This window comes from Streptomyces sp. NPDC047000 (assembly GCF_040644295.1).
Taxonomy (GTDB): domain Bacteria; phylum Actinomycetota; class Actinomycetes; order Streptomycetales; family Streptomycetaceae; genus Streptomyces.
Map to the genome: position 1 here is coordinate 130,357 of NZ_JBEYWE010000008.1, position 13,207 is coordinate 143,563.

Annotated in this window: 13 protein-coding genes; 6 read left to right on the forward strand and 7 right to left on the reverse strand. The window is 74.1% G+C overall.

Going from position 1 to position 13,207, the window contains the following annotated elements:
• Positions 1-183 precede the first annotated feature (183 nt).
• Positions 184-846, forward strand: a complete 663-nt coding sequence (locus ABZ862_RS15670; protein WP_360957714.1) for a transcriptional regulator — start codon at positions 184-186, stop codon at positions 844-846.
• A gap of 232 nt (positions 847-1,078) precedes the next feature.
• On the opposite strand, the gene ABZ862_RS15675 is transcribed toward ABZ862_RS15670, so the two are convergent.
• From ABZ862_RS15675 to ABZ862_RS15690, 4 genes are all read right to left on the reverse strand, one after another.
• Positions 1,079-1,312, reverse strand: a complete 234-nt coding sequence (locus ABZ862_RS15675) for a DUF6213 family protein (RefSeq protein ID WP_360957716.1) — start codon at positions 1,310-1,312, stop codon at positions 1,079-1,081.
• 25 nt (positions 1,313-1,337) lie between these two features.
• Positions 1,338-2,723: an NADP-dependent succinic semialdehyde dehydrogenase gene (locus tag ABZ862_RS15680; protein WP_360957719.1), complete on the reverse strand. Its 1,386-nt coding sequence runs from the start codon at positions 2,721-2,723 to the stop codon at positions 1,338-1,340.
• An 85-nt stretch (positions 2,724-2,808) separates the two neighbouring features.
• Positions 2,809-3,309 carry an NUDIX domain-containing protein gene (locus tag ABZ862_RS15685; protein WP_360957721.1) on the reverse strand — a complete coding sequence of 167 codons (501 nt, stop codon included), beginning with the start codon at positions 3,307-3,309 and terminating at the stop codon, positions 2,809-2,811.
• Complete coding sequence (locus ABZ862_RS15690; RefSeq protein ID WP_360957724.1) at positions 3,306-4,844, reverse strand: ATP-dependent DNA ligase; 1,539 nt, start codon at positions 4,842-4,844, stop codon at positions 3,306-3,308. The genes ABZ862_RS15685 and ABZ862_RS15690 overlap by 4 nt, the downstream gene beginning before the upstream one ends.
• Before the next feature lie 190 nt (positions 4,845-5,034).
• Here ABZ862_RS15690 and ABZ862_RS15695 point away from each other — a divergent pair, with 190 nt between their 5' ends.
• The 5 genes from ABZ862_RS15695 to ABZ862_RS15715 all read left to right on the forward strand — a co-directional run bounded on the left by ABZ862_RS15695 (position 5,035) and on the right by ABZ862_RS15715 (position 9,533).
• Positions 5,035-5,610 carry an XRE family transcriptional regulator gene (locus tag ABZ862_RS15695; RefSeq protein WP_360957727.1) on the forward strand — a complete coding sequence of 192 codons (576 nt, stop codon included), beginning with the start codon at positions 5,035-5,037 and terminating at the stop codon, positions 5,608-5,610.
• A 194-nt stretch (positions 5,611-5,804) separates the two neighbouring features.
• Positions 5,805-6,782 carry an NADPH:quinone oxidoreductase family protein gene (locus ABZ862_RS15700; RefSeq protein WP_360957730.1) on the forward strand — a complete coding sequence of 326 codons (978 nt, stop codon included), beginning with the start codon at positions 5,805-5,807 and terminating at the stop codon, positions 6,780-6,782.
• The gene (locus tag ABZ862_RS15705; RefSeq protein ID WP_360957733.1) at positions 6,779-7,963 is read left to right on the forward strand and encodes an acyl-CoA dehydrogenase family protein; all 1,185 of its coding nucleotides are present in this window, start codon (positions 6,779-6,781) and stop codon (positions 7,961-7,963) included. Before ABZ862_RS15700 ends, ABZ862_RS15705 begins: the two co-directional genes overlap by 4 nt.
• Entirely contained in the window at positions 7,960-9,033 is a 1,074-nt protein-coding gene (locus ABZ862_RS15710; RefSeq protein ID WP_360957736.1) for an acyl-CoA dehydrogenase family protein, read from the forward strand. The genes ABZ862_RS15705 and ABZ862_RS15710 overlap by 4 nt, the downstream gene beginning before the upstream one ends.
• A 305-nt stretch (positions 9,034-9,338) precedes the next feature.
• The gene (locus ABZ862_RS15715) at positions 9,339-9,533 is read left to right on the forward strand and encodes a hypothetical protein (RefSeq protein ID WP_360957739.1); all 195 of its coding nucleotides are present in this window, start codon (positions 9,339-9,341) and stop codon (positions 9,531-9,533) included.
• 59 nt (positions 9,534-9,592) lie between these two features.
• On the opposite strand, the gene ABZ862_RS15720 is transcribed toward ABZ862_RS15715, so the two are convergent.
• From ABZ862_RS15720 to ABZ862_RS15730, 3 genes are all read right to left on the reverse strand, one after another.
• Positions 9,593-10,843: a phosphodiester glycosidase family protein gene (locus tag ABZ862_RS15720; RefSeq protein ID WP_360957742.1), complete on the reverse strand. Its 1,251-nt coding sequence runs from the start codon at positions 10,841-10,843 to the stop codon at positions 9,593-9,595.
• Between the two features lie 160 nt (positions 10,844-11,003).
• Positions 11,004-11,615, reverse strand: coding sequence for an N-acetylmuramoyl-L-alanine amidase (locus tag ABZ862_RS15725; RefSeq protein ID WP_360957745.1), 612 nt, complete (start codon positions 11,613-11,615; stop codon positions 11,004-11,006).
• 360 nt (positions 11,616-11,975) lie between these two features.
• Complete coding sequence (locus ABZ862_RS15730; protein WP_360957748.1) at positions 11,976-13,184, reverse strand: ROK family transcriptional regulator; 1,209 nt, start codon at positions 13,182-13,184, stop codon at positions 11,976-11,978.
• Between the last annotated feature and the right edge of the window lie 23 nt (positions 13,185-13,207).

The following is a 13,207-nucleotide window of genomic DNA, read 5'->3' on the forward strand; positions in this document are numbered from 1 at the left end:
GCGGGGGCGGAGCCCCCGTGACGGGACGGGAAGGGGCGGCGGGGGCGAGAACCTCCTGACCCGGCAGGCGAGGGTCCCACCGGGGCGGTACGTTCGGCCCAGGACCCGCCCGTGGCCGCACGGAACGGGCCACGGCAACCGCGTACGGCCGGCGTACGGCGGCGTACGACCACGGAGGACACCATGGCGCACACGGCCGGGGACCTGCTCGCCGGCATGGCCCACAGGCTCGCCCCCGACCCGCACGCCAACCCCCTCGTCCCGCTGATCGCCCGCGGTGAGGCGGACCGCGCGACGCTCGCCGCGCTCGGCCTGGAGCAGGGCTGGGTGATCCCGGCGGACCGCCGCGCGTTCCTCCGTCTGGCCCAGCGCGCCGCCGGCGCCCCGGAGTCGGCCGGATTCTTCACCCTGCTGGCCGAGGGCGAGACCCTCGCACTGGAGCGGCTCACCGCGTACACGGCGGCCTGCGGCGCGGACGGGCGGCAGGCCGCCGCCTACGAACCCCGGCCCGGCTGCCAGGCGTACCCCGGCTGCGTCGCCTGGCTCGCCCTCAACGCGGCGCCCGCCGACGCCGTGCTCGCCCTGACGGCCAACTTCTCGGCCTGGGGCGACTCCTGCGCGACCATCGCCGAGGCACTGCGCGGCCGCTACGGCTTCCCGGACGAGGCGTGCGCGTTCTTCGACTTCTTCGCCGAGCCCGCCCCGGAGCTGGACCGCCGCGCCGAGGCGGCCGTACGGGAGGCACTGGACACGGGCACCCTCGACGAGCGCCTCGCCACCACGTACGGCCGGCTGCTGCAGAGCTACGAGACCGGTTTCTGGGCCGCGCTCGCCGAATGCCCCTGAACCGGAGCCGCACGCACGCCTCCGGGCCCGCCGGGGCCGGACCGGCGGACTGCCGCGCGGGACTGACGACGTGTCCGACCGGACTACCGGATTGCCGGATTGCCGGACCACCGGACCGGCGGACTGCTGGGCCAAACCGGCGGACCGCCGGATCAGGCCGGCGGTCCGTCCGGCCGGGCCGGCAGGCCGGTGCCCGCTCGGAACCCGGGCCGCGTCGCCGGCCGGCCGCGGCTCACGGCGCGCCGCTGCTGTGCGCGATGCACGCCACGTCGATCCGGTCGGCCAGCTTGGCGAGCTCGATGGTGAGTGCGGCCACCGTGTCCTCGTCGAGCCCCCGCTCGCCGTCCTCGACCAGCCGGAGCCACCGGCCGCCGACCGTGCGGAGCAGCTTGCTCACATCGGCGGCGGCCACCCGCAGGGCACCGCGGTCGTCGACGATCAGAGGCAGAGTCACTTCGCGGTTCACGAAGGGGATGGTAGCCGCGCAACCCCTACGCACCGTGCCAAACCGTCGTGATGTTGCAGAACTCGCGGATTCCGTGCCCGGACAGCTCACGCCCGTACCCGGACCGCTTGACCCCGCCGAACGGGAACGCCGGATGGGACGCGGTCATCCCGTTGAAGAACACGCCGCCCGCCTCCAGGTCCCTTACGAACCGGTCCACTTCGGCCTCGTCACGGGTCCAGACGTTCGAACTCAGACCGAACGGCGTGTCGTTGGCGATCAGCACGGCCTCGTCGAGGTCACCGGCCCGGTACAGCGTGGCGACCGGGCCGAACGCCTCCTCGCGGTGGATGCGCATCTCGCGGGTGATGCCGGCGAGGACGGTCGGCGGGTAGAACCAGCCCGGCCCGTCGGGCCGTTCACCCCCGCACAGCACCTGGGCCCCGCTGCGCCTCGCGTCGTCGACCAACTCCTCGACGTCGGCCCGCCCCTGCTCCGTGGCCAGCGGCCCGACCTCGGTCTCCTCGGCCATCGGGTCGCCCGTCCGCAGCGCCCGCATGCCCGCCGTGAACCGCTCGGCGAAGGCGTCGTAGACATCGGTGTGCACGATGAACCGCTTGGCGGCGATGCACGACTGACCGTTGTTCTGCACCCGTGCGGTCACCGCGGTCCGGGCGGCCCGGTCCAGATCGGCGGACGGCATCACGACGAACGGGTCGCTGCCGCCGAGCTCGAGCACCGTCTTCTTGATCATTTCTCCCGCGGTGGCCGCGACCGCCCGGCCCGCCGGCTCGCTCCCGGTCAGCGTCGCCGCCCTGACGCGTTCGTCGCGCAGGACGGCGTCGACGGCTCCCGAACCGATCAGCAGCGTCTGGAAACAGCCCTCGGTGAAGCCGGCCCGGTGGAACAGGTCCTCCAGGTACAGGGCGGTCTGCGGGACGTTGGAGGCGTGCTTGAGCAGGCCGACGTTGCCCGCCATCAGCGCCGGGGCCGCGAAGCGGATCACCTGCCACAGCGGGAAGTTCCACGGCATCACCGCCAGCACCGGGCCGAGCGGCCGGTAACGCACCGTGGCCCGGGCGGCGCCCGAGTCCCGTACGTCGGACTCCGCCGGCTCCTCGTCGGCCAGCAGAGCCTCGGCGTTGGCGGCGTACCAGCGCATCGCCCTGGCACACTTCGCCGCCTCCGCGCGGGCCTGGCCGAGCGGCTTGCCCATCTCGGTCGTCATGGTGCGCCCGATCTCGTCCCGGTCCTCGTCCAGCAGGTCGGCGGCCCTGCCGAGAAGGCGGGCGCGTTCGGCGAACGACGACGTCCGGTACGTGCGGAACGTGGCCTCCGCGAGCTGGAGCCTGCGCTCGATCTCCTCCTCGCCCATGGCCTCGTACGTCTTCAGCGTCTCGCCGTTCGCCGGGTTCACCGTTGCGATGGGCATGACCGACCTCCCTGAGAGCGGATCTGATCCGACCTTCCCGCGCGGACGGGACGACCGCAACGGCAGCCGGCGACTGCTTTGACGGCTACTGCGGCGAGTTCTCCGTCAGCCGGTCCAGAAACATGGCCTGCGCCTTGACGATCACCTCACGGGCCCGGCCGACACCGAACCACGCCACCCGGTCCAGCTCGGGGAACTCGCAGATCCGCCCCGAGCGCGGCGGCCACTCCATGGTGAAGGTGCCGGGCACGGCCGTCGCCGGGTCCAGGTCCGCCTCGACGGCCCACGCCGTGACGATCTTGCCGCCCGCCTGCGTGATCTCGCCCAGCGGCACGGCCCGCCCGTCGGGTGGCGGGAGCCCCAGCTCCTCACGGAACTCGCGGCGGGCGGCGTCCCAGGCCGTCTCGCCGGGCTCGTACTCGCCCTTCGGGAGCGTCCACGCCCCGGCGTCCTTCTTCGCGAAGTAGGGGCCGCCCATATGGCCGAGCAGCACCTGTGGGCCGTCGGCGGTGTGCCGGAACAGGAGCAGCCCGGCGCTGCGCCGACCGGCCGCGGGACGCGGCTCGCCGGGGCCGGGATCCGTCACGGCCGTACCTCCGGGTGTGCCGCCAGCAGACTCCGCACGGTGTCCGCCTCCTCGGGGCGTTTGTCCTCGCGGTAACGCAGCACGCGGGCGAAGCGCAGGGTCACGCCCGCCGGGTAGCGCGTGGACCGCTGGAGCCCGTCGTAGGCGATCTCCACGACGAGTTCCGGCCGTACGGTCACCACCCGGCCGTCGTCCTCGACGGCCAGGGCCAGCAGCCGCTCGGTCTGCCAGGCCAGGGTGGCATCGGTGAGCCCCTTGAAGGTCTTGCCGAGCATGGCGAAGGAGCCGTCCGGGGCGCGGGCGCCCAGATGGAGGTCGGAGAGCCTGCCGGTGCGGCGGCCGTGTCCCCATTCGGCGGCCAGGACGACCAGGTCCAGCGTGTGGACGGGTTTGACCTTCAACCAGGACGCGCCGCGCCGGCCCGCGCTGTAGGCGGCGTCCAGGGCCTTGACCACCACACCCTCGTGCCCGCGCCCCAGCGTCCGGGCGAGGAACGCCTCCGCCGCGGCGACGTCCGGGGGTCCCGCCACCAGCGCCCGCCGTACCCGCAGCGGCTCCGGTACCAGCCGCGCCGGCTCCGCGTGCCGCTCGGTCAGGGGCAGGTCGAGCAGATCGCGGTCACCGGCGGACAGCACGTCGAAGAACACCGGGGCGACCGGGACCGCCGCGGCCGCCGTCGCCACGTCCAGCCGGGACCCGACCCGTCCGGCGGTCTCCTGGAAGGGCCGGGGCCGCCCGTCCGGCCCGAAGGACAGCACCTCGCCGTCCAGCACGAACCGCTCGTCCGGCAGTTCCAGCGCGGCAGCGGTCAGCTCCGGCAGCCGGCCGGTGATGTCGTCGAGGGTGCGGGTGTGGACGCGGACCGTGTCGCCGTCCCGGTGCAGCTGGACGCGGACACCGTCGAGCTTCTCCTCGACCGCGCACGCGCCCAGTCTCCCCACCGCCTCGGCCACCGAGGAGGCGGTCCGCGCGAGCATCGGCAGCACCGGCCGGCCGACGGTCAGCCGGAAACGGGCCAGTGCCCCGGGCCCGTCCGTGAGCAGGGCCTGCGCCACCACCGCCAGGGATCCGGCCGGCATCACCGCCCGCCGTACGTCCGCGGCCGGCACCCCGGTGGCCGCGGCCAGGCCCTCCGCGGCGAGCGCGTCCAGCGCGCCCTGCCGCACCTCGCCGGTGATCAGACCGCGCAGGAACCGCTGCTCCGCCTCGCTGGCGGCGCCCATCGACGCACCGGCCAGGCGTACCCGTTCGGCCTGCGAACCGGGGCCCGAGACCTTGCCCAGCGCGGTGAGCCGGGCGTCCACCTCACGGACGGTCAGAGTGGCGCCGGAGGCCGGGGCGACCGGCCGGGCCAGCACCTTCCAGCCGATGCCGAGCCGCCCCTGCGGCAGCCGCCCGGCCAGGTAGGGGATGACCACCGGTACGTCGTCCGGTTCCGCGTCCCGGAAGAGGCCGGCGAGCAGGGCGGTCTTGCGGGACCGCGCCGAGGCGGCGGCGATCTCCTGGGAGACACGGGCGAGCCGGGCCAGCAGCATGCAGCCATGGTGCTACGGCGGCGGCCGGAACACACCCGGGCCGGGCCGGCGTCGCGGCGGCGGGACCGGTCTGACGTATCGGCCTGCTGTGCCGAGCAGGCATGCCGGCCTGGCGTGTCGGTCTGCCGGACGGCCTGGTGAACGATCTGCCGGATTGACAAAATCACTTGCCGAATCTGCAATGACGGGCATGAGCGACACCGATGACGTCCTCGCCGGCGTGGGGTCCCGGCTCCGCCGTATCCGCAAGGAGCGGGAGGTGACCCTGGCCGCGCTGTCCGAGGTGACCGGCATCTCCGTCAGCACCCTCTCGCGGCTGGAGTCCGGGCTGCGCAGACCCAGCCTGGAACTGCTGCTGCCGATCGCCCAGGCCCATCAGGTGCCGCTCGACGAACTGGTCGGCGCGCCCCCGGTCGGCGACCCGCGGGTGCGGGCCAAGCCGGTCGTGCGGCACGGCCGCACCTATCTGCCGCTGACCCGCCAGCCGGGCGGCCTCCAGGCGTTCAAGATCCTGATCCCGCGCGGCCGGAGCGAGCCCGAACCGCGTACGCACGAGGGCTACGAGTGGATCTACGTGCTCGCCGGACGGCTGCGGCTGGTGCTGGGGGAGCACGACGTGGTGCTGACGGCGGGCGAGGCGGCGGAGTTCGACACGCGGGTACCGCACTGGTTCGGGTCGACGGGGGAAGGGCCGGTGGAGTTCCTGAGCCTGTTCGGGCCGCAGGGGGAACGGATGCACGTACGGGCACGGCCCGGCAAGGGGTGACCTCCCCGCAACCCGTCCTGCGGCCCTCCCGTCCTGCGGTCCTCCCGAGGGGCCGGTGGCTGTCGTCCGGTACCCGGTGGGCTCTTCCGCGGCGAGCTGTTCCCTGGTAGCAAGCGACCGCTTAGTATGCGAAGGGCCCGGTCCGACGGACCGGGCCGGACGACGCAGACGCAGCAGTCCCCTGGAGGCTCCGCATGCAGGCATGGCAAGTGCACGAGAACGGCGAGCCCGGTGAGGTGATGCGCCTGGGGGAGACACCGGCGCCCGCCCCGGGTGACGGCCAGGTCCTGCTGAAGGTGCGCGCCGCCAACATCAACTTCCCCGACGTGCTGATGTGCCGCGGCCAGTACCAGGTCCGCCCCCCGCTGCCCTTCACCCCCGGCGTGGAGATCTGCGGCGAGACCGGGGACGGCCGCCGGGTGCTCGCCACCCCGGCCCTGCCGTACGGCGGCTTCGCCGAGTACGCCGTCGCGGACGCCGCCGCCCTGCTCCCCGCGCCCGACGCCCTGGACGACGCCGAGGCCGCGGCCCTGCACATCGGCTACCAGACCGGCTGGTTCGGACTGCACCGCAGAGCCGGGCTGGAAGCGGGCGAGACCCTCCTGGTGCATGCCGCCGCGGGCGGGGTGGGCAGCGCCGCCGTACAGCTCGGCAAGGCGGCCGGGGCCACCGTCATCGGCGTCGTCGGAGGCGCCGGCAAGGCCGCCGTCGCCCGGGAGCTGGGCTGCGACGCGGTGGTGGACCGGCATGCCGAGGACGTCGTGGCCGCCGTCAAGGAGGCCACCGGCGGCCGGGGCGCCGACGTGGTCTACGACCCGGTCGGCGGCGAGGCGTACACCCAGTCCGCCAAGGTCGTCGCCTTCGAGGGCCGCATCGTCGTCGTCGGCTTCGCCGGCGGCACCATCCCCGCCCCCGCCCTCAACCACGCGCTGGTGAAGAACTACTCGATCCTCGGCCTGCACTGGGGCCTCTACAACACCAGGAACCCCAAGCTGGTGCGGCACTGCCACGAACAGCTCACCGACCTGGCCGCCCGCGGCGTGATCAAGCCGCTGGTCAGCGAGCGGGTACCGCTGGCCGGAGCGGCGGCGGCCGTGCAGCGTGTCGCCGACGGCGCCAGCACCGGCCGTATCGCCGTCCTGCCCGCCCCGGCGAACGGAGCCGCGGCATGACCGACGCAGCCGGACTGCGCCGCCGCACCGCCGAGCTGCTGGCCGCGCATCCCCCCGCCACGACCGGCCGCCTCGACTTCCTGCGGGCCCGTTTCGACGCCGGGCTCGCCTGGGTGCACTACCCGGAGGGCCTCGGCGGCCTCGGTGCCCCGCGCTCCCTCCAGGCCGTCGTGGACGCCGGGCTGGAGGCCGCCGGCGCCCCCGACAACGACCCGCGGCGCATCGGGATCGGCCTCGGCATGGCCGCGCCGACCCTCCTGCGCTACGGCACCGAGGAGCAGAAGCGCCGCTATCTGCGGCCGCTGTGGACCGGCGAGGAAGTCTGGTGCCAGCTCTTCAGCGAGCCCGGCGCCGGATCCGACCTGGCCGCCCTCGGCACCCGCGCCGTCCGCGAGGACGGGGGAGACTGGGTGGTCGACGGTCAGAAGGTGTGGACCTCCAGCGCCCATCTCGCCCGCTTCGCCATCCTCCTCGCCCGCACCGACCCGGACGTCCCCAAGCACGCCGGCATCACCTACTTCGTCTGCGACATGACCGACCCGGGCGTCGAGGTCCGGCCGCTGCGCCAGATCACCGGCGAGGCCGAGTTCAACGAGGTCTTCCTCACCGGCGTCCGTATCCCCGACGACCGCCGCCTCGGCGACGTCGGCGACGGCTGGCGGGTCGCCCAGACCACCCTCATGAACGAACGGGTCTCCATCGGCGGCATGCGGCTGCCCCGCGAGGGCGGCATGATCGGCCCCGTCGCGAAGACCTGGCGCGAACGCCCCGAACTGCGCACCCACGACCTCCATCAGCGCCTTCTCCGGCTGTGGGTCGAGTCCGAGGTCTCCCGCCTCACCGCCGAACGGCTGCGCCAGCAGCTCGCCGCAGGGCAGCCCGGTCACGAGGGCTCCGGCATGAAACTCGGTTTCGCCCGGCTCAACCAGGAGATCAGCGGTCTCGAGGTCGAACTCCGGGGCGCCGAGGGCCTCCTGTACGACGACTGGACCATGCGCCGCCCCGAACTGGTGGACTTCACCGGCCGCGACGCCGGCTACCGCTATCTGCGCGCCAAGGGCAACAGCATCGAGGGCGGCACCAGCGAGATCCTGCTGAACATCGTCGCCGAGCGGGTCCTCGGCCTGCCCGCCGAGCCGCGCACCGACAAGGACGTCGCCTGGAAGGACCTCGCCCGATGACGGATCTGCTCTACTCCGAGGAGGAAGAGGCGCTGCGCGCCGCCGTCCGTGACCTGCTCACCGACCACTGCGACGCGCACGGTGTGATCGCCCGCACCGAGTCGGACACGCCGCACGACCCGGCCCTGTGGAAGGCGCTCACCGAGGGCATGGGCCTCGCCGGACTCCTGGTGCCCGAGTCGCTGGGCGGTCAGGGCGCCACCCCTCGCGAGGCCGCCGTCGTCCTGGAGGAACTGGGCCGGGCCGTCGCCCCGGTGCCGTATCTGATTAGTGCCGTCGTGGCGACCGAGGCGCTCCTGGTCTGCGGCGACGACGAACTGCTCACCTCGCTCGCCTCCGGCCGCACCGTCGGCGCTCTCGCCGTCGGCCTGCACCTCGCCCCGGGCGCGCCCTTCCCGGCCGTACGGGCCGAGGACGGCCGGCTGCACGGCGAGCTGACCGGCATCGCCGACGCCGTGGCCGCCGACGTCCTGCTGGTGCCGGCCACGGACGGTGGCCTGTACGCCGTCCGGGCGGCCGATGCCACCGTGACCCCGCAGACCTCGCTCGACCTGACCCGGCCGCTGGCCCGCGTGGCCTTCGACGGCGCTCCGGGGCGCCGTCTGGGCGCTGCCGGACCCGCCGTCGGACACGCCCTGCGCTCCGCCGCCGGACTGCTCGCCTCCGAGCAACTCGGCCTCGCCGAGGGAGCGCTGACGGAAACGGTCCGGTACCTGAAGGAACGCAGACAGTTCAACCGGCCCGTCGGCGGGTTCCAGGCACTCAAGCACCGGCTGGCCCGGCTCTGGCTGGAGGTCGTCAACCTCCGTGCCGCCGCCCGCGCGGCCGCCGACGCGCTGACCACCGGCCAGGACACCGACCTGACCGTCGCCGTCGCCCAGGCGTACGCGGCGCCTGTCGCCGTGCACGCCGCCGAGGAGGCCCTGCAGCTCCACGGCGGCATCGGGATGACCTGGGAGCATCCGGTCCACCTCGGCCTCAAGCGGGCCAAGGCCGACTCGATCGCCTACGGCACGGCCGGCGCCCACCGCACGGCCCTGGCCGGACTGGCCGATCTCCAGGCGCCCTGACCCGGCCGGCCGGGCTCTCCCGCGCGGCCCCGCCCCGCCCGGAGCGGGGCCGCACCCGTCCCGCCGGGTGGCACCTTGCGGACCGGACTGCTCGCCGTCGGCCCGGACCGCGTCCCCACCGATGGCCTCGACGGCCGGCAGACCTTCCTCGGCACCTCGCCACGGCCGGACGGCCCCTCCGGATCCGGCCGGTGGGGACACCACTCGTTCGGCGGACACGTCAGCCGCCCGGACGAAACCTCCGCTACGCCACACTTGCGGCCGAACGCCGCGAAGCGGACGTGGCGTGGCGGAGGAGGTACGCGATGGCGATTTCGATCTCTCTGGTGCTCCTGCTGCTGCTTCTGGCAGTGATCTACCTGCGCAATGCGGGGCTGAAGCCCTCCCATGCCCTGGTCTGTGTGCTGCTCGGGTTCTTCCTGGCCGGCTCCAGCATGGCGCCGACCATCAGCCAGGGGCTCACCGCGACCGCCGACCTGGTCAGCAGCCTGCGGCCGTGAATCCGGTGTCCGTCGGCCCGCTGCCCGCTGGTCCGGTGTCCGTCGGCCAGGTGCCCGTGTCAGGGCGTGGAGAACACCCCGATGCCGTTGGGCACCGGCCGTTCCGCGCCGCCCGACGGATGGTTGCGCACCGAGACGGCCGACGCTCCCCGCTGCCGGGCGACCAGCGTCGACGACCCGCCGCCGTCCAGGCCGAAGCCGTCCAACGAGCCCAGTGACCGCAGGACGACCGCCACCTCGGCGAGGGTCAGTCCGGAGCGGTACTCCGGCGCGCCGTCCAGCGCGAGCAGCAGCAGACGGTGCCCGCCGTCCGCGACGCCCACCGCCGTACGGACCGCGGAGGCGGTGGTGTCGAGGCCGGGCAGTGGCCGCCCGTGCCGGAGGACCGGAAAGCCCCCGACGGCGAAGCGGTACGCCCCCCGGGACGCCGAGGCCACCAGTCGCTGCCGTACGGTCACATGCTCGCCGGTGAACAGTCTCCGCAACTTCCGCGCCCCCGCCTCACGCCCCACCAGTACGGTGGTGCCGCGCGCGATGGCACCGCTGCCCGGGGCCGCCGAGGCCGACACCACCCGCCCGTGCCGGACCGTCACCTCATAGGTGTCGGTGCTGCACGGCGCCGCCCGGTCCGTGTCCGTGCCGCAGACGGCGCGGGCCCGGGAGACGCCGCCCCAGCGCGAGGTGAACGCGCCGACCGAGCCGACCGGCAGGGCGAACTGGTTGAGCCCGCCCAGCGGCAACCGCATCCCCGGCGCGCGGACCGACCCCTTCAGTGTGAGGCGGTCCAGCCGGGCCCGGCGGTCGGTGCCGACGCCGAGCACGTCCTTCGTGGTGGTGCCGGGCGGCAGTGCGGGACCGAAACGCTGTCCGTCCGGTACCGCCGCCTTGAGCACCCGCCCGCTCGCGATCGCCGGGCCGTCGCTCGCGCCCGTCGCCGCCACGCCGGGATGCTGGGTCTCGGTGATGTCGAAGAAGTCGCCGTTGACCGCGGCCACGGCACCCGCGGAGCGGGCCAGCGCGGAGACGGTGGCACGGGCGGCCACCGCTCCCGGGTGGAGCAGATCGAGCCGCACCTGCCGGTTGCGCAGGTCCACGCTCAGTACGTGGGCGTGTGTCGTGCCTCTGGCCGCGAGGATGTCGAACTGCTCGTACGTCACCCCCGGCGCGATCTCGGTGCCCGCCGCGGCGTCGGCCGGTGCCGCCCCCGCCAGGGCCGTGCCGATCACCGTACCGAGCACCGTGAGGACCGCCGGCGCCGTTCTGGCCAGCGCCGTTCTGCCTGCCGTGGAGCACTTCTGACGTAGCGTCATCGATTCCCCTGAGGTCGCGTCGACTGTCGCAGGATGCAGGGGGAAGTGCACCAGGGCACGGTGGCGGCCGGGGGTCACAGTGCGCCAATGACGCGCCAACGGCTCAGAAACCGCACTCCTTCGGGTGTACCGCGGCGGACCGCTCCCGGTCGTCCTCGGCTCAGACCGCGTTGACCAGTCTGATGTAGCGTGTCCAGTCCCAGTTCGGGCCGGGGTCCGTGTGGTCGGTGCCCGGGACCTCGTAGTGCCCGAGGATGTGCGCCCGGTCCTTCGGAATGCCGTACGTGTCGCAGACCGCAGCGGTGAGCAGTGCGGACTGCTCGTAGAGCGCGTCGGTGAAGTACGCGGGCCGGTCGACCCAACCCTCGTGCTCGATGCCGATGCTGCGGGTGTTGTAGTCCCAGTTGCCCGCGTGCCAGGCCACGTCCGCCTCGCGGACGCACTGGGCGACATGCCCGTCGGCCGAGCGCACGACATAGTGCGCGGACACCTGCTTCTGCGGGTTCTGGAAGATCGACAGAGTGCTCGGATAGGTCTCCTGGGTGACGTGGATGATCACATGATCGAGGGGATAGGACTTGGGACGGCTGGAAACGGTGTAGTTGGACGTGCTCGCCGGCTGCCACTCGGCGAGCGGGTAGTCGACCGGCTGGGGCTGCGCACCGGCCCGTGCGTCCGGGAGCAGTGCGTACGGGACGACGGCGAGGGCCGCCGCCTTCAGGAGCCGTCGCCTGCCCGGCAACGGTCGTGATGTGTCCGTCGTCGTGTTCATCGTGAGCGATGACCTTTCTGGGGTGGGGCGGGGACGGCGCCGTACGTGGGGAGAACGCTGGCGCGACGGCGGGAGTTGCGAACGCGCGTAGTCCGATCCGGTGAATTCCCCTGAGGGGAACCGGCCGTGCCCTGCCGTGTCCCGCTGTGCCGGGTCCGCGGCGGACCGTCCGGCCGCGGGTGACGCCCCGTCATCTCACGCTGCGGCGGGGTCTCGTGCGTATCACGGTACGACGACCGCGGGCCGGGCAGAAGGACATGACACGGTCCGGTGGACGGCTCCCGGAGTGTGGACAACTCTGCCACTCGAACGGGTGAACTCAGCCCTTCTCCGGGTGCGTTGCTCCCGGACCCGCGGCCCTCAGCCCCGTTCCGCCACGGCCGCCGGATCGTCCAGCACCCCGCGCACCACGGAGTGGGCGGCCCCCAGCAGCGGACCCTCGGGGCCCAGCCGCGACACCGACACCGGCACTGCGGGCAGTGCCGTCCGCCCTGCCAGCTCGGCCTCCAGCGAGGGCAACAGCCACGGCGCCACACCGGCCAGCTCGCCGCCGAGCACGACCGCCTCGGGGTCGAGCAGATTGACGGCCCCGGTCAGTGCGATCCCGAGCGCCCTGCCGGCCTCGCTCAGGGCCCGCCGTACGGCCTCGTCGCCCTCGGTGGCCCGCGCGGCGAGCAGACCGACCCGGTCCCCGCCCGGTTCCAGGCCGGCGGCGCGCAGCACGGCCTCCTCACCGGCGTACTGCTCCAGGCAGCCGCGCCCGCCGCACGCGCACGGCGGGCCCTCCGGCCGGACCGGTACATGTCCCAGCTCGCCCGCGAACCCGCGCGTCCCGCGCAGCAGCCGGCCGTCCACCACGACCGCGCCGCCGATGCCGATCTCCGCCGACACGTGCAGGAAGTCGCGCGGGGTCCCTTCGCCCAGCCAGAGTTCGGCGAGGGCACCGAAGTTGGCCTCGTTGTCCACGGCCAGCGGATACCCGGCGGGCAGGAGGGCGCCCAGATCGGTGCGGTGCCACCCCAGGTTCGGTGCGCGCACCACCGTACGGGCGTCACCGGCCACCAGACCCGGCACGGCCACCGCGAGGCCCGCGGGCCACAGGCCCTCGCGCTCGGCGTCGGCGACGACCCGGCGTATCAGCGCGCTGAGTTCGCCGACGACCGGTTCGGGGGAGCGGCCCCGGTTGGCGACGTGCCGCACGGCCCGGGCCCGCACCTCGCCGCGCAGGTCGACCGCGTACACCGCGAGATGGTCCACCCCGACCTCCGCGCCGATCCCGGCCGGTCCGCGCCCGCTGACGGCGAGCGCGGACCCGGGCCGGCCCACCCGGCCGGGCCGCTCGGGGCCGAGTTCCTCCAGCAGCCCCGAACGGATCAGCTCGTCGACCAGGGTCGAGACCGCCGCTCGCGTCAGTCCTATGTGCGAGGCCACGGCGGCCCGGGACAGGGGTCCCTCGGCGCTGACGGTGTGCATGACCCGGGCGAGGTTGCGGCGGCGCATGCCCTGCTGGGTGTCGGGCAGTGCGCGGCCGGGCCCGGCGGGACGGGTCTCGTGCGGCGGTGCGGCCATGCCTCCCTCAGTCCTCGTCGATG

Bases quoted from the DNA above. Each gene is read 5' to 3' on its own strand.
- ABZ862_RS15670 (WP_360957714.1), top strand. From the start codon at position 184: ATGGCGCACACGGCCGGGGACCTGCTCGCCGGCATGGCCCACAGGCTC.
- ABZ862_RS15680 (WP_360957719.1), bottom strand. From the start codon at position 2,723: ATGCCCATCGCAACGGTGAACCCGGCGAACGGCGAGACGCTGAAGACG.
- ABZ862_RS15690 (WP_360957724.1), bottom strand. From the start codon at position 4,844: ATGCTGCTGGCCCGGCTCGCCCGTGTCTCCCAGGAGATCGCCGCCGCC.
- ABZ862_RS15695 (WP_360957727.1), top strand. From the start codon at position 5,035: ATGAGCGACACCGATGACGTCCTCGCCGGCGTGGGGTCCCGGCTCCGC.
- ABZ862_RS15700 (WP_360957730.1), top strand. From the start codon at position 5,805: ATGCAGGCATGGCAAGTGCACGAGAACGGCGAGCCCGGTGAGGTGATG.
- ABZ862_RS15705 (WP_360957733.1), top strand. From the start codon at position 6,779: ATGACCGACGCAGCCGGACTGCGCCGCCGCACCGCCGAGCTGCTGGCC.
- ABZ862_RS15710 (WP_360957736.1), top strand. From the start codon at position 7,960: ATGACGGATCTGCTCTACTCCGAGGAGGAAGAGGCGCTGCGCGCCGCC.
- ABZ862_RS15715 (WP_360957739.1), top strand. From the start codon at position 9,339: ATGGCGATTTCGATCTCTCTGGTGCTCCTGCTGCTGCTTCTGGCAGTG.
- ABZ862_RS15720 (WP_360957742.1), bottom strand. From the start codon at position 10,843: ATGACGCTACGTCAGAAGTGCTCCACGGCAGGCAGAACGGCGCTGGCC.
- ABZ862_RS15725 (WP_360957745.1), bottom strand. From the start codon at position 11,615: ATGAACACGACGACGGACACATCACGACCGTTGCCGGGCAGGCGACGG.
- ABZ862_RS15730 (WP_360957748.1), bottom strand. From the start codon at position 13,184: ATGGCCGCACCGCCGCACGAGACCCGTCCCGCCGGGCCCGGCCGCGCA.